General features: G+C 72.8%; 14 protein-coding genes and 1 pseudogene. 5 read left to right on the top strand and 10 right to left on the bottom strand.

The genetic code is table 11. From position 1 onward, the window contains the following. Positions 1-127 precede the first annotated feature (127 nt). Positions 128-1,528, top strand: coding sequence for a hypothetical protein (locus ACZ4VF_RS30805; protein WP_467930086.1), 1,401 nt, complete (start codon positions 128-130; stop codon positions 1,526-1,528). Then, a complete protein-coding gene (locus ACZ4VF_RS30800; RefSeq protein WP_467930085.1) occupies positions 1,525-2,106 on the top strand; it encodes an HNH endonuclease in 582 nt (193 codons plus the stop codon). The genes ACZ4VF_RS30805 and ACZ4VF_RS30800 overlap by 4 nt, the downstream gene beginning before the upstream one ends. Before the next feature lie 109 nt (positions 2,107-2,215). On the opposite strand, the pseudogene ACZ4VF_RS30795 reads toward ACZ4VF_RS30800, so the two are convergent. The 3 genes and pseudogenes from ACZ4VF_RS30795 to ACZ4VF_RS30785 form a co-directional block, all read right to left on the bottom strand. Further along, positions 2,216-3,137 (bottom strand): annotated as a pseudogene (locus ACZ4VF_RS30795) (ADP-ribosylglycohydrolase family protein). Further along, entirely contained in the window at positions 3,085-3,591 is a 507-nt protein-coding gene (locus ACZ4VF_RS30790; protein ID WP_467930084.1) for a hypothetical protein, read from the bottom strand. Before ACZ4VF_RS30790 ends, ACZ4VF_RS30795 begins: the two are co-directional and overlap by 53 nt. 556 nt (positions 3,592-4,147) lie before the next feature. Then, the gene (locus ACZ4VF_RS30785) at positions 4,148-5,122 is read right to left on the bottom strand and encodes an L-threonylcarbamoyladenylate synthase (protein ID WP_467930082.1); all 975 of its coding nucleotides are present in this window, start codon (positions 5,120-5,122) and stop codon (positions 4,148-4,150) included. Positions 5,123-6,018: 896 nt separating this feature from the next. Between ACZ4VF_RS30785 and ACZ4VF_RS30780 the strand changes: the two genes are divergently transcribed. Continuing rightward, positions 6,019-7,083 carry a sodium:calcium antiporter gene (locus tag ACZ4VF_RS30780; RefSeq protein ID WP_467930081.1) on the top strand — a complete coding sequence of 355 codons (1,065 nt, stop codon included), beginning with the start codon at positions 6,019-6,021 and terminating at the stop codon, positions 7,081-7,083. Positions 7,084-7,394: 311 nt separating this feature from the next. On the opposite strand, the gene ACZ4VF_RS30775 is transcribed toward ACZ4VF_RS30780, so the two are convergent. The 5 genes from ACZ4VF_RS30775 to ACZ4VF_RS30755 all read right to left on the bottom strand — a co-directional run bounded on the left by ACZ4VF_RS30775 (position 7,395) and on the right by ACZ4VF_RS30755 (position 12,374). After that, positions 7,395-7,877: a DUF3618 domain-containing protein gene (locus tag ACZ4VF_RS30775; protein WP_467930080.1), complete on the bottom strand. Its 483-nt coding sequence runs from the start codon at positions 7,875-7,877 to the stop codon at positions 7,395-7,397. Continuing rightward, positions 7,874-8,245 carry a phage holin family protein gene (locus ACZ4VF_RS30770; RefSeq protein ID WP_467930079.1) on the bottom strand — a complete coding sequence of 124 codons (372 nt, stop codon included), beginning with the start codon at positions 8,243-8,245 and terminating at the stop codon, positions 7,874-7,876. The genes ACZ4VF_RS30775 and ACZ4VF_RS30770 overlap by 4 nt, the downstream gene beginning before the upstream one ends. Before the next feature lie 303 nt (positions 8,246-8,548). Further along, on the bottom strand, positions 8,549-9,085 hold the full coding sequence (locus tag ACZ4VF_RS30765) for a phosphatase PAP2 family protein (protein WP_467930077.1): 537 nt from the start codon (positions 9,083-9,085) through the stop codon (positions 8,549-8,551). A gap of 299 nt (positions 9,086-9,384) precedes the next feature. Further along, positions 9,385-10,869, bottom strand: coding sequence for an alpha/beta hydrolase (locus tag ACZ4VF_RS30760; RefSeq protein ID WP_467930076.1), 1,485 nt, complete (start codon positions 10,867-10,869; stop codon positions 9,385-9,387). A gap of 386 nt (positions 10,870-11,255) precedes the next feature. Then, the gene (locus ACZ4VF_RS30755) at positions 11,256-12,374 is read right to left on the bottom strand and encodes an FAD-dependent oxidoreductase (protein ID WP_467930075.1); all 1,119 of its coding nucleotides are present in this window, start codon (positions 12,372-12,374) and stop codon (positions 11,256-11,258) included. Between the two features lie 52 nt (positions 12,375-12,426). On the opposite strand from ACZ4VF_RS30755, the gene ACZ4VF_RS30750 reads away from it, so the two are divergent. Next, positions 12,427-13,119 (top strand): TetR/AcrR family transcriptional regulator, encoded by a 693-nt coding sequence (locus ACZ4VF_RS30750; RefSeq protein WP_467930073.1) that lies wholly within the window; start codon positions 12,427-12,429, stop codon positions 13,117-13,119. Between the two features lie 722 nt (positions 13,120-13,841). Here the strand turns inward: ACZ4VF_RS30750 and ACZ4VF_RS30745 are convergent. Further along, the gene (locus tag ACZ4VF_RS30745; RefSeq protein WP_467930072.1) at positions 13,842-14,603 is read right to left on the bottom strand and encodes a 3-keto-5-aminohexanoate cleavage protein; all 762 of its coding nucleotides are present in this window, start codon (positions 14,601-14,603) and stop codon (positions 13,842-13,844) included. A gap of 332 nt (positions 14,604-14,935) precedes the next feature. Further along, entirely contained in the window at positions 14,936-15,343 is a 408-nt protein-coding gene (locus ACZ4VF_RS30740; protein WP_467930071.1) for a HEAT repeat domain-containing protein, read from the bottom strand. Positions 15,344-15,547: 204 nt separating this feature from the next. Between ACZ4VF_RS30740 and ACZ4VF_RS30735 the strand changes: the two genes are divergently transcribed. Beyond that, on the top strand, positions 15,548-15,718 hold the full coding sequence (locus ACZ4VF_RS30735; protein WP_189302306.1) for a hypothetical protein: 171 nt from the start codon (positions 15,548-15,550) through the stop codon (positions 15,716-15,718). Positions 15,719-16,059 lie beyond the last annotated feature (341 nt).

Genomic DNA, 16,059 nt, shown 5'->3' with positions numbered 1-16,059 from the left:
GAGGCTCGGTGACGGAGCCGCGGCGAGCGGGCCGGCGACCGCAGTGCCCGCCGGCTTCCCAGCGGGTGGGACTGGAGCAGCCACCGGCTGGGCGCGTGCGTCGTGGACCTGTCATGATCTGTCCGCCATGCTGAACGTACCCGTCATGGGAGGCGCGCCGCCTCTCTACGCTGCACTCACCGATGCCGTACGGCTGTTGTCCGAGGCCCAGAAGGTGTCCCGCGCCGATGCTCCAGCGGTGCACAGGGAACTCCGCGAGGCGCTGGCCGCCTCCCTCAGGCGTATCGACCCCGACTTCCGCCTGAAGCCACGCGTCGCCCCCGTACGGCAGGGGCCTGCCGGGGTGCTCGCCTACCTGCTCCACGAGTCGGATCGACTGGCCCGATTGGTCACGGTGGCGTCCCAGGGCCAAGGCGTGGACGCGGAGGAAGAGGCCGTGTGGACCTCGCTGGTGTTCATGCGCCACTCGGCACCGGAGCTCTCCCGGATCAGCCGCCGTGCCACGCCCGAACCCCATCAGGGCGCCAGAAGCACGATCTTCGACCAGGTGCCGGGCCTCTCGCTGCGCGGGCTCGTGCCTGTCGCGCTGTCGATGTCCCGTGCCACGCCCGTGCAGGCCCAACGGGAAGTACTGCGACAGGCCGAGGAGTCGGGGCTGCTGACAGCCGCCGAGGAAGATCTGGCCGGACCGGCCGACGACAGGGAGACAATCGAGTACTTCATCCGTCGCACCCGGAACAAACAGCGGTGGGCCGCGCCGTTGTGGGGCGACACGGCGCAGGAGCAGGACGCGTCGGTACGACCGCACGTGCTTTCCGCGACCGCTGAGCGTGACCTCATCACCGAGTTGGAGAACGACGCCGCTCGGGCGGCCGGCCTGGACGCGGCGCGCCTGGCCCTCCTCCGCTCGCGGTTCGAGGCCGGGGACGCCTCGCTGACCTCCGAGGAACTCCGGAACCTGTCGCACGCTGCCGCCAGGCTGGAACAGCACGCAGCCGACACGGAGCGCGAGACCCCGCAGAGCCGTGCCGCCCACCTCGTCAACGTGCACGTGTCGATCGCCCGCGAGAACTCGGACCGCCTCACCACCGAGACGGCCGTAGAGGTCCTCGCAGCGTGCGACAGGGCGCGGCAGGCGGTCGACCTGCGAGAGGCCTCCGAAGCGGCGGCGAAGGAGGTCCGCGAGGCGCTGCCCGGCCGCAAGCTCCAGACGATGTGCGAGGTCGACTACCTGGAGCACGTACAGGACGAGGTCCGTGAGGCTCTGGACGGCATCCCGCACAGCCTCCGAAGCAAACGGAACGTGCTCCTCGACCCGCCCGTCTCCGATGCCACCGCCGAGACGGCGTTGCAGCGGCTCGACGAAGTGTTCGGCGGGACCTGCGTGTTGCGGCAGTTCGGCTCCGGCGGCGCCATCGTCCGGATTCCCCGCCCCAGTCGGTTCGGGATCCGCTTGCGGCGGGCCCGCACCTGCGACTGCGGCCGGCACGCGGCGCTGCGGATGCGGGAGGACGGAGGAGAAGAATGACCGTTCCCTTCCTCCAGCGGCTGAACAGACACCTGGCCGACACGGCACAGATCGCCTGGTGCGAACGCCGTTGCCGGGGCTGCGACTCCACGCTCGATCCGTCGGTCCTCGACGACTACTGCCGGGAGTCCTGCCGTCCCGCCGACAGGCCCGTGGTCCCCGCGTACGTGACCAGGACACCGGCCGCCCGGATCCACGGCTTCCGACTGACTTCGGCCGCTCGCGCCCTGCCCGGAACGTACTTCGAGGACGTCGACCCCCTGGCCGTCGTCGAAGCGGCCGACTGGCGCTGCGAGCTGTGCGGCGGTGGGATACCGAAGCACGTCGACCGCTACCACCCGCAGGCGGCGAGCGTCGACCACCACCTACCGCTGGCCCTCGGCGGTCACCACGTACGCGGCAACATGCGCGCCGCCCACCGACGCTGCAACATCAGCAAGAACGCCACACATCCCGACGATCTCGGCCGCGACGAGTCGCTGTCGTCTCCGGCGGTGGTCCTCCCGCAGACCGGTGCGACCTCGCGCAGAGTCCGCAGCGCGCAGGGGGCCATGGAGGCCGCCGACCCGACCCGGTGACGTCGTACGACGAGATCCTTCTCGATGCCGGTGCGCCGGGACACGTCTTCGGATCCGTCCGCCGAACCGGGGCGGGGCGGGGGCCGACGGGCAGAGCACAGGCCCCGGTTCAGCAGTCCGCGAGACGGTGTGCGAGGCGGGTCAGATCCGCCAGGCGCAGCACTCGTCCGTCGAATCCGGGGAGGGGGACGTGGAGCGGCTGGGTCCAGCGGGCGGGAATCGCGTCCAGCCCGTAGTACGCCCCCGGTCACCGCTGCGACCGTGTCCGTGTCACCGCCGAGGTCGATCGCCGCGCGCAGTGCGTCCTCGAAGCCCGTGGTGGTGCGCAGGGCCCAGACGGCGGAGCCCAGACAGGGCCAGACGGCACCGTTGAACTCGGTCGCCTGATCGGGGTGCCAGTCGGGCGAGAGGACGGTGGCGTAGCGACCGCGGTGCTCGGGGTGGACACGGGCCAGGATGTCCGGGAGCGCGGCGAGGGGATCGGTGTCCTCGAACGTGAGGCGGACGAGTTCGTGGAAGATCGCGGTTCCTTCCCAGGCCGCGCGGTCACCGTGGGTGAGAGCGGCGATGCGGCGCGCGGCGTCCATGGTGGCTTCCGGGCCGGCGGCCGCGAAGCGGACCGCGGAGGTCGATGCCCGCATCAAGGAGCCGTTTCCGGCCGCCCGTCGGTTGACCTGGAAATGGGCCGCGGCGGCGAGGTCCCAGGGCATGCCGTTGGTCAGGACGTCTTCGGTCTGCAGGCCGATGTCCTTCGGTTCCGATACGGCCCACCGCTGGAACCGGGCGAAGATGTCCGGCAGGTCCAGTCCGCCCCGCTCCAGCAGGGACTCCGCGACCAGGACGGCCATCTGCGTGTCGTCCGTGGCCTCACCGGGATCCCAGCCGCCGCCTCCGCTCATCTCGCCGCCGGCACCAGGCACCGGAAACCGCGCGGAGAACGCTCCCTGGGGACCGAACTCGAAGGGGCCGCCCAGGGCGTCACCCACCGCTGAGCCGACGACGACGCCGGCGGCCCGCTGCATCCGCTCCATCCGCACAGGCTATCTGCGCCGGGGTGACGGCCACGCGGCGCTCTTCGACTTCCCCGCGTCCCCAGGCGACCAAGGCGACCAAGGGGCGGTGGAGGAACCCGATGACGGTGGCGCCGAGGCCGGTCAGATCGCGATGAGGGATGGCCCTCCACACGGCGAACGGTGCCCACGGCACAGTCGACGCGACGGCGCTGAGTCCGGCGACCAGCGTGACGGCCGGGCGATGGACCGGGCGGTCACCGAACCGCGGGATCCAGCGCGGAACCACCTCGCCCCAAGGCCGGACCGGACCGAGCGTCAGCGGTGCGAGCGCCTCGCCGGACGGACCGAGGCCGGTCAGGTACGCCACGCCCCACCCAGTCACGCCAAGGGCCGCGTAACAGGCTTCCGTGTATCCGGCCGGGTGGCCGGTCGCGAGCACGATGCGCCAGACGCCGGTCGGCACCGTGACCATCGCGGTCAGGTGGGCGGCCCGGACCGCCGGCGGGGCGCGGGGCTGGGGTTCTCCTGGGGGAGCATGAGCAGGTCGGCGTACTGCCGTCATGGGGTCGGTCACGGGACGGACGCCTGGAGGGGCGCCGGGCAGGAGGCCGGCGCCTCGTCCCCGGCGGGGTCGGCTCCTCGCCAGGCGGGGCCGTGGGCGGAGCTAGGCGCTACGGCGTATGCCGACCGCCCGGGGCGTACGCGCCCGGCGCGAAGGGTGGTGACGACCGTGACGGTGTCCGGGCTGCGGGCGGTGACGGTGTCCGTGTCCGGGGGGTGGTGACGTCGCCGTGGCCTCTGCTGGAGGAACCGGTGGACGGTGGTGGCCACCCTGGGCGGGCAAGGGGCCGGGTCCGGGGGCGGCGCGGGCTCGGCTCCTGCCCGTGCGTGCTGCCGGAGGTGTCGAGGCCGTCCGGGACGCCGTCGCGGGCCTGTGTCACCGGCCTGCCGACGGGAGCTCGGAGGTCGTCCCGGCCGGCGACCTGGGTGCGGTGGTCCGCACCCAGGCCACCCGGGACGTCACCTGCTCACTGGGACGACCGGGGCCCCGCGGCGCGTCGGAGCCGGTTGGCGATCGCGAGCCCCAGTCCCTCGTCCGCCGGCAGGGACGCGACGATGAGGTCGCACCCCTGCTGGTCGAGCTCGCGCAGGTACCCGTACAGCCCCCGCGCGTAGGCGTCCATGGACTCGGGCACGGCCACCACGGCGTGCGCCTTGACCGGAGCGTCGGCGAAGGCGGGCGGAAGGAAGACACCCACCTGGTGCCCCCGCTCCTGCGCGCGCCCCGCTTCGGCGACGACCTCCTCCGGCTCGACGAGGACGACCCGAGCCCGCGGCGCGTAGTGCGACGGGTGCTGACCCGGCACCCGGACATGGCTCGCGGAGGGCACCTCGACCGGGCACCCCAGCACCGCTTCGAGGCTCTCGCGGGTCACCCCGCCGGGCCGGAGGATGCTCGGGGTCTCGCCCGTGACGTCGACGATGGTCGACTCGACGCCGACCCCGCAGGGCCCGCCCTCCAGGACGAAGTCCACGGCATCACCGAGCTCCGCTCGCACGTGGTCCGCCGTGGTGGGGCTGACCGAGCCGAAGCGGTTCGCGGACGGAGCCGTGACCCCGCCGCCGAAGGCCGAGAGCAGCGCGAGGGCAGCGGGGTGGTCGGGCACGCGCACGGCCACCGTCTCCAGGCCACCGGTGGCTTCGAGGGGCACCTTCCGGCCGCGCCGCAGGACCAGCGTGAGGGGCCCCGGCCAGAAGTGTTCGGCGAGGAGACGCGCCGTCGCGGGCACCTCCTCCACCCAGTCGTCCAGGTGCTCGGCGCCGCCGATGTGGACGATCAGCGGGTGAGTGGGCGGGCGGCCCTTGACCTGGAAGATACGGGTGACGGCGGCAGGGTCCTCGGCATTGGCGCCCAGACCGTAGACGGTCTCCGTGGGAAGGGCCACCAGACCCCCCGCACGCAGGACCTCGGCGGCCTTCTCGATGTCACTGGCTGTTGCCATCACCCTCGTAACCCTCACTGTTCCGACTCCTCCGCACACGATCCGCCCGGCCCAGGTGACCACGGGCCCGGCGGCTGCGCGCACGCTGCCGGGTCACCGACGACGCACATGTGCTCCAGCCGACCGGTCGGTCCCGGCCGACCCGCACGGCGCCGCTCCCGGCAGGCTGCCCACACGATAGTGCGGACGGGCGGCATCGGACATCTCCGGCCGACGCATCGGGTGCCGCCCGCGGGGGGCAGCCGGGCGTGCCACACCTCGTGGGCCACGGCCTGAGCGCCCCCGGTGGCGTGCGGACCGACGTGTGATCGTGGCGGTACGCGCGTCGTGACCGAGTTTATCCATCCGCACCAGGCCGGTGGTGCAGCGGTGATCATGGCCGTCGGCCACCCCCTCGTCTCGGCCTCGTCATCGGCCCGGGGACGGGTCTCCGCCCGCCACGGCGACCGGACGAGGCGGTGGACGGCAGCTCGGCGATCCCGGTGATCACGGCGACCTCAAGGCCCGGCTTCCCGGCGGCCCACCGCGACGGCGGCCGACGGCGACGGCGGCCGTGGCGTGGCCGGTGGGCACCCGCGGCCGGCCGACGAGCCGCAGCCGGAACGCGGCGGCGCCTTCGGCGTGTGCAGGGTGCGGGCGGGCTGCCGTGCCCGCCGAGAGTGACGCCGGTGGCGCGGACGTCCACCGTCTCGTCCGTCCCGCAGGCGACGACGCGGGCCCTTCACGGCCGGCTCGCAAGCGTGGAACTCCTGGGGCGTCGTGCGGGAGACCGCCGTCGATCTCGGACCCGGCGCGGTGACGACGCCGTCGCACCCGTCCGTGTCGGCAGGACTGCTTGACCTTCGTATGGGCCTGCGCATGCCAGGTCACTACCTTCGGCGGGTACTCGCCGTCGCATGGGATCTTCGAGTTCTGCGGTGTTGCTGGGGTTGTTCGTGGTCAGTGCGGCCGTCATCTGGTACGCGGGCATCAAACTGTCCGACACCACCGACGTCCTGGCCGAACGCCTCCATCTGGGCAGCGCCCTGGGCGGGCTCGTCCTCCTGGCGATCGCGACCAACCTGCCCGAGATCGCCATCACCGTCTCCGCGGCCCTGGCGGGCCAGCTTGACGTCGCCGTCGGCAACATCCTGGGGGGCATCGCCATCCAGACCGTCGTCCTGGCCGTCCTGGACGCGGCCGGGGTCCGTCCCCGCGCACCGCTGACCCGTCTGGCCGCGAGCCTGCAACTGGTGCTGGAAGGCGCGCTCGTGGTGGTCGTCCTGGCCGTGGTGGTCATGGGGACCCAGCTTTCCCCCGGTCTGCATGCCGCCCGGCTGGCCCCGGCGTCCGTGGCGATCGCGGTGCTGTGGGTGATCGGCCTGGTGCTCCTGAACCGCGCCGGCCGCGGTCTGCCGTGGCGGGAGGGCGGTGACGCCCCGGACAGCCAGCCCGAGCCGCGCGGCCACTCCCGCGGGAAGAAGGAGAAGGCCGCCACGGACCAGGGCGTCGGCACCCGCCGCGCCGCGTTCGTGTTCGCCGCGGCGGCGCTGGCGACCCTGGTGGCGGGCGTGGTCATCGAACGCAGTGGTGAGGAGTTCTTCGCCCGGCAGGGCTTGAGCGGTGTGCTGTTCGGCGCGACCGTGCTGGCCGCGGCCACCTCCCTGCCCGAGGTCAGCACGGGCCTGACCTCCACCAAGCTCGGCGACTACCAGCTCGCCGTCAGTGACATCTTCGGCGGCAACGCCTTCCTGCCCGTGCTGTTCCTCCCGGCCACGATCATCTCCGGCAAGCCCGTCCTGCCGGCCGCGCACGACACCGACATCTACCTCACCGCGCTCGGCATCATCCTCACCGTCGTCTACATGGCGGGACTCGTCTTCCGTCCGCGCCGCCAGTACGCGCGGATGGGCATCGACAGCGTCACCGCCGTCATCGTCTATCTCGTCGGCATCGCGGGACTCGCCACCATCGCGACCTGAACGAAGACGGGGGGGAGACGGTGGTGGGAGCCGGGGGTTGGCTTCGACGCCCATGTCGTGGTGAGCGCTGAACCGGCCGAACCGGCTCCCTTCGCCTACGGAGACGGCGGCGCCGCACATCGGAGGCGGCCGCGGTGCAGTGCCGGCAGGGGGTGCTCACCCCGGCTGCTCGGAGCCGCGGCGCACATACTGCTCGGCCTGTCCCCTGCGGAGGTGCGGAGGGCGGTGCGCGAACGGGGTGCCGGTACTCGCGTACCGGCACCCCGTGGTCTCGCTCGTCAGCCGGGCCGGGTCGGGGACCTTCAGCCCGTTCAGCCCTCGCGGCGGCGGCAGACGATCCACGCGACGACCGCCACACCGGCGGCGGCCAGGAGCAGGCCGCGCTTGTCACGGGCCATCCGCGCGCCCTGGGCCGTCTTCTCCCTCAGCGGCTCGGGCGCCTTCTCCTGCCACACCTGGCCGGCCTGAGCGGCTGCGGCCCGAGCCTGTCCGGCGGTCTCAGCCGCCTTCTCCTTCACCGTACCGGGCAGCTTGTCCTGCAGTTGGCCGGCGGCCTGCGCCGCCTTGTCCTTCAGCTCCGCGGCCTTGAGGGAGGCCTGTTCCTTCAATTCGTCCGCCCTGGCGGCGACATGTTCCTTGACCTCTGTCGCCTTCTCCTGGGCGCGGGCCTTGACGTCGGTCTTGGCCGCGAGGGCCTCGACGGTCTGGCCGAGTTCCTGGCGGGTCTTCTCGGCCTGCTCGCGCAGCTCCTCGGGGCTGTCGGCGGTGGGCTCGTCGTGGGGCGGCTGCGTCATCGGTGTGCGCTCTCCTTGATCTCGGCCACATCGGCCTTCACGTTCTCTACCGTCTGTTCCGGCGCGGGCGGTGCGGCCCGCTCGACCTGCTTCTTCCCACTCATGGCCATGACCGCGGCGATCACACCCAGTACCGCGGTGACGATCAGTGCGGCGGCCCACACCGGGAGCACGAGTGCCAGTGCGGCGATCACGGTGGCCACCAGAGCCTGCAGCATCAGGAAGCCGACCAACCCGGCTCCGCCGAACAGGCCACCGCCCTTGCCGTACCGCTTGCCCTTCTCTTTCATCTCCGCCTGCGCCAGGCGCATTTCCGTGCGGACCAGCTCCGTCAGCTGCCGCGAGGCACGCTGCACCAGCTCGCTCACCGGCTCCTGGTCAAGAGGGCCCGTGGGCCCGTGGCCAGGACGGTCCGCGGAAGACGGCTGGGTACTCGACACGGTGATCACCTCCCGTCGCTCTCTGATACGAACCGGGCTCGAGGTGCCCGGCATCGGCTGACCGCGCGAGTACCCCGACGCTGTCGGTTCAGCCGGGCCACCGACATCAGTCGTTGCCGATACGAAAGGAAACGCGCAGGCGGACGCTGCTCCGGGCCACCCGGCCCACTTGTCCTCGGGTGGAAGAGGACGCGCATCGCCGCACGACCCGTCCGCGCCCGGCGTCCGCTGCTACACCCCGCGCCGCGGCAGCAGCCGTGACCCACGCCGTACGGACAACGCGCTGACGAGGCCGATGCCCGCTCCAGCCGCGACGTCGCTCGGATAGTGGGCGCCGGACTGCACGCGCTCCACCGCCACCATCACCGCCGGCACCGCACACAGCATGCCCGCGGTCGGCCAGACGGCAGCGGCCGCAGCGGTGAACGCGACCGCGGCGGCGGTGTGGCCGGACGGAAAGGACGAGGAATCAGGGCGGTCCTCGACCTCGTCGTGTGGGATCCACTCCTTGGGCGGCCGGTCCCGGTCGGCGAGCTGCTTGCACAGTCCGTTCGACACGATCTGGGCCACGCCCAGGGCGACCAGCGCCGTGGCAGCTGCCCGACGGCCCCGCCGCCCGCCAAGCGCGGCCATCACCGCCGCGGAGGCACACCACAGTTTCGTGCTCTCCGCGGCCTCCTCCACAGCCGAGAGCACTCTGCCCACCCGTTCGGGGACACGGGCCGCCGTCTGCTGTGTGAGCACCCGGTCCGTCTCGTGCAACCTCATCAGCAACCTCATGACCTCCACGTTTCCGCTCTGTGGGAGGTCATACCGCGGACGGACACCGCACGGGCCCAGCTCGCGGACGAACCCGGACAGTGCAGGGGTGGTCCCGGGTGCCGGGCGGGCCGCGAACGGCCGGATCCCCCCTCGGACCGCTCCCGCAGCCGCTCGGCGTCCGGGCCCGTTCCCGCCTGTCGGCAGGAACGGCCCGATCGACTTCCCCGCTCCTCGGTGACGTGCCTGCGCGTCACCACCGTTCTCCCGCCGGCTCCGCTTCCGGGCGGATCCGGATCGGCCGCCTGTCAGGACGGCACGGCGGGGCAGCTGGTGCCCCGGGGCGGGACTGCCAGATCGGTGAGGTAGGTGCTCACGGTGTCCTCCATGCACGGGCCGCTCGTGACGCTTCCGTGACCCCGGCCCTCGTAGGTGAGGAGCACGCCGCTGCGTCCGAGCTGCCGGGCCACCGACACCGCCCACGGGTAGCCGGTGGCGGGGTCGTGCAGTGCGTTGGACACCAGGATCGGCGGGGCACCGTGTGCGTCCAGGCGGTGTTGCGGGTTGGCGGTCGGTGCGCCCAGACACGCTGCCGTCATGTGGATCGGCAGCAGGTAGGGGAGGTCGGGCGCGGTCCTGTTCATCATGGCGACGAGCGAGGCGTACTCCGGGTAGTCGCGCACGGGCAGGTGCCAGTCCGAGCAGAACACCGGGGTGGCCGGATGCAGCGGCGCCGTCGAGGTGGGCGAGGCGGGCAGCGGCCTGCTCGCGTCCATCCCCGCGATCGCCGTGGCCAGGCCCGCGTAGTCGGCCCCGTAGAACTTCCGGAACGCGACCTTGTTCACCAGGTCGGAGGACGACAGCGGGGTGCCGGGCTTCGCCGGATCCTCCAGCTCGCCGCGCCCGGCCCGGGCCAACAGGTCCCGCCAGACGGCGCGGACGTCGCGGCCGCGCAGCGCGCAGTCCGCGGCACCGTCGCACCACTTCAGGAACTCCTGGAACGAATCCTCCGCCGTGGCCGCCTCTGACCGCAGGAAGTCACGGGTGGTCGGGACGCTGTGGTCCATGACGCTCTCCAGCACCATCGCGCGTACGCGGCGCGGGTAGGTCTCGGCGTACTGCGCGCCGAGCAGGGTGCCGTACGAGCTGCCGTGGAAGGTCAGTTCCCGCTCGCCGAGGGCGGCTCGCAGGGCGTCCAGGTCCCGGACCGTCTGGGCGGTGTCGAGGTGGTCGAACACCGGGCCGGTACGGGCCCGGCAGTCGGACCGGAGCCGCCTGTTGTACGCCATGGTGGCGTCGAAGTCCGCCTGGTTCCTCAGCTCCGGTGACGGCCGTTCGGCAAGCAGGTCGTCGGAGCAGGACACCGGATTGCTGGCACCCACGCCGCGAGGGTCGAAGCTGACGACGTCGAACCTGCGGCGGACCTCGGGGCTGAACCGGTCGACACGGCGCACCACCATGTCCACACCCGAGTCACCCGGCCCGCCGGGGCCGAACACCATCGAGCCGACGCGGGCGCTGGCATCGGTGGCCTTGCGGCGCGCCACGGCCAGGTCGAACCTCGGCCCCTCCGGACGTGCCCAGTCGACCGGCACCGAGAGCGTGGCGCATTCGGCTCCCGGCTCCGCCGGGCCGTCGCACGCCGCCCACCGCAGACCCCCGGTGGCGGACGGTGACGCGTGAACCGACGGGGCGGCGGCGAGACCGGTGGTGACGGCCATGGCGACCCCGGCGGTCATGGCCGTGCCGCGCGCGGCGATGCGCCGTAATGCGGATCTCCCCCTGAACGGCATGGATCCTCCTCGTGACGAAGACGCTTGCGTCGGATGTGCGGGCCCGGCCGGGACACCGTCACGTTAGGTGGACCGACGCCCATGCGGGGCCCTTGTCAGGGGCTTTTCCGGGTCGGCTGGGGGACCCCTCAGGGGCGGTCGGTGCGCAGGAGGACAACGGTCGGGGTCGAGTCAGGGGAAACGGCAGGAAACGGCACTTCGGGTGGCACTCCCGCCTGGCACGCTCGCGGTGGTGCGGGACTACCGGACGGACCACGACGAGGAAGGCGTGTCCGGTCCGGACGCCTGGTTCGACGTCATGCGGCTGCCCGGCGCCGAGCGGCGAACCGGTAGGGGTTCTCCCTGTGGCCCTTGGTTCCCGGACGTCCGGGCGGTGCGCCGGGCCGTCAGGACGGATGGACCCGGTCGAAGAGGGCGAGGGCCTGGGCGGGGTCCGGGCTCACGAGGCGTTCCAGGCCGGCCGTGGTGATCCTCGCCCACCTCTCGGCCCGTGCCCACATCTGTACCTCGAAGACGCGGACGGCCTCGTCCAGGTCTCCGGGACAGCCGGCGATGGACTCGGCGAGTTCGGCGCCTTCCAGCATCGCGAGATTCGCGCCCGCCCCCAACGGCGGCATCAGGTGGGCGGCGTCGCCCAGCAACGTCACCCCGGAGACGTGCGGCCAGGTGTGGGGCACGGGCAGGACGTAGAGGGGGCGGTGGACGAAGGCGGTGCCCTGGCGGAGGAGGTCGAGGACGGGGGCGGTCCAGCCGTCGAACAGTGCCAGCAAGCTCGAACGCACGGCCTCGGCGTCTGCCAGGTCCAGGTGCGCGTGCCAGTCCAGCGGCGCACGGAACCGGGCGTACACCTTGACATGGCCGCCGCTGTTGCGCTGGGCGACCAGGCTCCGGTTCGCGCCGTGGACGGCCACGGAACCGTCGCCGATCAACCGGGCGAGGTCGGGATGGCGGCTGTCGACGTCGTCCAGGGAGGTCTCGACCGAGGTGACGCCGGTGTAGTGCGGCGTCACGGACGACACCGCCGGGCGGACCTGGGACCAGGCGCCGTCCGCGCCGACCACCAGGTCGAACGTCTCCTGTCGCCCGTCTGCGAAGTGAACCCGTACGCCCTGTCCGGCCTCCGGCACCACGTGTGTCACACGCCGTCCCCACCGGACGTCGAGAGGGCCGAGCAGCAGGTCTCGGAGTTGCCCGCGGTCGATCTCGGGATTGGCCCGGTCGTCCGGCCGGGGGCGCCAGTCGCGCAGGACGGTCCCGTCCGTGTCCAGGATGCGCATGGCCTGCCCCTCGGGGCGGGACAACGCCTGGAACCGCGTCAGCAGCCCCGCCTTGTCCAGGGCCAGCTGACCCAGCCCTTCGTGCAGGTCGAGCGTGCCGCCCGGGGGCCGGGCGTCGGGGGCGGGATCCCGTTCGAGAACGGTGACCGGGTACTGATGGCGGTGCAGGACCCGGGCGAAGGTGAGGCCGGCGGGGCCGCACCCGACCACCGCGATACGTTGTCTCATGTCGATACACCGTATTGATTCGTACGGTGTATCGCAACGGTACGGTGTTGGCATGACTGTGTGGGACCGTCCTGAGCCGCCGACTCGACCCGTGCCTCTCGACCGGGAGCGGATCGTCGCCGCCGCCATCGCGCTGGCCGACGAAGGCGGCCTGGAGGCGGTGTCGTTGCGCAAGGTCGCCGCCCGGCTGGACGCCGGCCCGATGCGGCTGTACGGATACATCTCCGCCAAGGAAGAGCTGTTCGACCTCATGGTGGACGAGGTCAACGCCGAGATCCTCCCCGAGGAGCAGCCCGGCGACTGGCGGGAGGCGCTGCGCGGCCTCGCCCACCGCACCAGGCAGGCCGCTCTCCGCCACGAATGGCTGGCCGACCTGCTCGGTGGCCGTCCGCGCCTGGGCCCGAACGGCCTGGCCGTGGCCGAGGCCACGCTGTCCGCCTTCGACGGCCTCGCCGACATCGACACGGTCATGCGCGCCGTGGAGACGGTCAGCGCCTATTTCACCGGCGCGATCAGGCGGGAGATCGCGAACCTGCGGGCCGAGCGCGACACGGGCCTGTCCAAACGCGACTGGCAGCGGGCCTCCGGCCCGTACTTGACGAGGATGTTGGCCACGGGCCGCTTCCCGGCACTGACCAAGGCCGTGTACGACGGCACGGAGGTGGAAGCCGAGGAGTCCTTCACGACCGGCCTTGACTGGGTCCTCGACGCCGTGGCCGCCCAACTCACCCGGTCGCAGGCATGACGCTCGGCTCCCGCCCCGTGTGAGCGCGGTCCAGGCCGGTCGCCCGCGGGCCGTGCCGGTTCGCGCCCCAGGCCGGGCACGCATGTCTCCGGTGGCGGGGGAGTTGTGGAGAGTGCGCCAGAACTCCGGTCGTGGCACGCGGTGTTCGACCGGCGCCCGTGGCGGGGCCGGCGCGTGGTCGTGGGGCTGCCGGGCCGTTGCGGACAGGGCGTCGAGCAGGCCGGGTGCGTGGTCGGCGAGCCGACTGGTCCGCCGCGGCGGCACGCGCCCCACGGCCCGGGCAGGACACCTTGGTGCCGCGGGAGCCCTCAGGAGCTCGTGGAGGCCGATCGGGCAACGCGCGTGGCAGCCCGGGTGCGCCGCAGGTGACGCGTCCTCAGCCCTCGACGGCCTGTCGGAGGGGGCCGCCGACGTTCTGGTGACGCAGTACCGCGCCGCGGCCCGGGACCACTTCCGCGGACGGTCGGGGCGGCGATGCGGTCGACGGCCGGCAGCGTGCCGTCAAGCATCCCGCCCACTGCGCGAGTTGCCGTACGCGAGGCTCGGGCAGGACCCGGTGCGGTGGGGGACAGGACCTCGACGGCCTCGGCCGCACACCGGTGGACGGTGGTTGTGCCCACGCACGAGGGCGCGCGTCACGGCGCGTCCCAAGAGCGCCGCGGCGTGCGTCACGGCGCGTCTGAAGAGCGCCGTGTATCTTCGCGGAACACCCGGGCCCGCGCTCACCCTTGCCTCTCCCCGGAGCGGGTGTGGCCGCCGGAGCCGTGGCGTCGCAGCAGACTCCGGGCGGCCCGGACGAGCGGTGCGTTGCCCCGAGCGGGCTCTCCGTCCGGGAGGAACAGCGTGTCCTCCAGGCCCACCCGGGTGTCCACGCCCAGGACGGCGGCGGTTTCGAGCACCGGCCAGGCCGTGTCGTCGTCACCGTGCAGCAGGACAGGGGCCGGGGCCAGGGCCGCCACCTCCTCGATCATGCGACGGCCGGTGCCGGGCGCCTGACGGACGGGAACGCCGGTGATCTCCACGAGGACGCGCAGGACACGGCCCGCGAAGGGAGACGAGGCGAACCTGCGCACGGCGTCCGTGCCGGAGTACAGGCCGGCCTCGATGCCGATGCCGCGTTCCACCATCGCCTCCGCGACCAGCTCGGCACCCTCCTCGTGCCAGTTCACCGACGCGTGGTCCGGCAGGGTCGTCCAGGCACGGACGAGGTCGGCGCGGCGGCGGGGGTCCGGTTCGGCCCAGGCCCCGGTCGTGACGCCGACACGGACGTGCGGGCCCACGGACTTCCGGACGGCCCGTAGGGCGGCCCCCACGGCGGCGGGGTCCAGGGTGTCCCGGCCGTCGGCGTCCTTGGGGTGCAGGTGGATGTCCTCGGCTCCCGCGTCGACCGCTCGGCAGGCCTCGGCCGCCAGGTCTTCGGCGCTCACGGGCACCCAGGGGCATTCGCTCGTCCGACGCGATCCGTTGAGACAGACTTGCAGCATGGCCCGTACTCTTCCACGGGGCGGCGAGGCAGGTGAGATGGCAGGCGTTCGGGCGGTGTCGATGACAGCCGGGTAGCCGACCGGCCGGGGGCGCGCCGCTCCCGCGGGCCACTCCGGCCACTCCGGCCAGTCCCGGCCGGCCCGGCCGCCCGGCCGGCGGCACTTGGTACGTGACATGGACCTCGTGCGGTACTTCGTCGAGCGCAAACCCCGGGCCCCGCCGGCCGGGCGCCGACCCATCCCGGCATTCCGCGGGCGGCAGGCCCGCACGACGTGGACGTGTGCGTACGGCGTCATGGCCGTGGCCGCATCCGCAGGCGGGCCGATTCGGCTCAGCCCCCTGTGCCGTCCGTCCACGCCGAGACCTCCATGGCGCCCCGACGGACCGCTTCTTCCCGGTCCCGGGCGAGCTTTTCGCAGGCCACCGCAACGTCCGGCACACCGTCCGGTCCCGCGAGCGCGTCGTGCACCCCGGCCCGCAGCCAGTCGGCCTGGTTGTCGTCAGCCTCGGCAACCGCGAGGGCGATGAGCCTCACGGCGGCCACGGTGCCCACCCGGGCCAGGGCGTCTGCCGTGTGCCGCGTCACCGCCGTGTCCTCGACGTCCAGCAGCAGCCCCAGCAGCGCTTCCGCGGCCTCAGGAGCATCGGCGTGGGAAGCAAGGGCTCGCCCGGCGCGGGCACGTCGCGCCCATGAAGGAGACGACGCCTCGGCCAAGGCCGCCTTCAGTCCTCTCGTCATCTCCGGCACGACCAGACGGTCTCATGCCCCGCGACGAAGGCCGAACGCCGGGTCCTCGTTGCCCCACACGTCCGACGAGGAACAGCGGGGCGCCCGCGCCGTCGAGGCCGGATCATGAAGGAACTGACCCATGTGATAAACCAGTTCGGCTCAGCTTGCACCGCCCGATCCGCAGCCGGCCACCCGTAGAAAGCAGAATCCACCGTGTTCCAGGAAACCCCCATCTTCAGCCGCCTCGTCGCCGAACGCGGTGACATCCCCACCCAGGTACGCGGTGAAGCCGACCGCATACACCGCGACCTGGCCCGGGTGATGCCCTGGGTGCCCGCGTCCGACCTGCCCGCCCGCGCAACGCCGGACAGACCGGCATGGTGAGGGCGCGCACACCTCAGGCTCCCGCCCGCCCCGCACCGGTGCGCTGCCGTCGTCGGAACGACGCCGGTGCCGGGGCGGGAGGTCTGCGCACTGTGACAAGCACCACGTAGCACGGGCCGGTTCTCGCGCACGGGAGGAACCCAGGATCCGGCCTGCACGACGCACCCATGTGCGCCGACTGCGGAGGTGATCAGGCCGTGGCAGGCGGTCCTGCCCTACGCGTGCGACACGGGCGGCAGCGGGCACCCACGCGAACCCCCGGGACCGCGTCGCCGCTGTAGCGACGCCCACACGTCACCCACCTGCACCGCCGCTCCGGGCCGACGGCCGCCTTGACGCAC

The organism is Streptomyces sp. NPDC029151 (assembly GCF_055564315.1).
The sequence above is the reverse complement of the archived record's forward strand: the minus strand, read 5'-3'. Positions and strand labels throughout refer to the sequence as shown.

Bases quoted from the DNA above. Each gene is read 5' to 3' on its own strand.
- ACZ4VF_RS30805 (WP_467930086.1), top strand. From the start codon at position 128: ATGCTGAACGTACCCGTCATGGGAGGCGCGCCGCCTCTCTACGCTGCA.
- ACZ4VF_RS30800 (WP_467930085.1), top strand. From the start codon at position 1,525: ATGACCGTTCCCTTCCTCCAGCGGCTGAACAGACACCTGGCCGACACG.
- ACZ4VF_RS30790 (WP_467930084.1), bottom strand. From the start codon at position 3,591: ATGGTCACGGTGCCGACCGGCGTCTGGCGCATCGTGCTCGCGACCGGC.
- ACZ4VF_RS30785 (WP_467930082.1), bottom strand. From the start codon at position 5,122: ATGGCAACAGCCAGTGACATCGAGAAGGCCGCCGAGGTCCTGCGTGCG.
- ACZ4VF_RS30780 (WP_467930081.1), top strand. From the start codon at position 6,019: ATGGGATCTTCGAGTTCTGCGGTGTTGCTGGGGTTGTTCGTGGTCAGT.
- ACZ4VF_RS30775 (WP_467930080.1), bottom strand. From the start codon at position 7,877: ATGACGCAGCCGCCCCACGACGAGCCCACCGCCGACAGCCCCGAGGAG.
- ACZ4VF_RS30765 (WP_467930077.1), bottom strand. From the start codon at position 9,085: ATGAGGTTGCACGAGACGGACCGGGTGCTCACACAGCAGACGGCGGCC.
- ACZ4VF_RS30760 (WP_467930076.1), bottom strand. From the start codon at position 10,869: ATGCCGTTCAGGGGGAGATCCGCATTACGGCGCATCGCCGCGCGCGGC.
- ACZ4VF_RS30755 (WP_467930075.1), bottom strand. From the start codon at position 12,374: ATGAGACAACGTATCGCGGTGGTCGGGTGCGGCCCCGCCGGCCTCACC.
- ACZ4VF_RS30750 (WP_467930073.1), top strand. From the start codon at position 12,427: ATGACTGTGTGGGACCGTCCTGAGCCGCCGACTCGACCCGTGCCTCTC.
- ACZ4VF_RS30745 (WP_467930072.1), bottom strand. From the start codon at position 14,603: ATGCTGCAAGTCTGTCTCAACGGATCGCGTCGGACGAGCGAATGCCCC.
- ACZ4VF_RS30740 (WP_467930071.1), bottom strand. From the start codon at position 15,343: ATGACGAGAGGACTGAAGGCGGCCTTGGCCGAGGCGTCGTCTCCTTCA.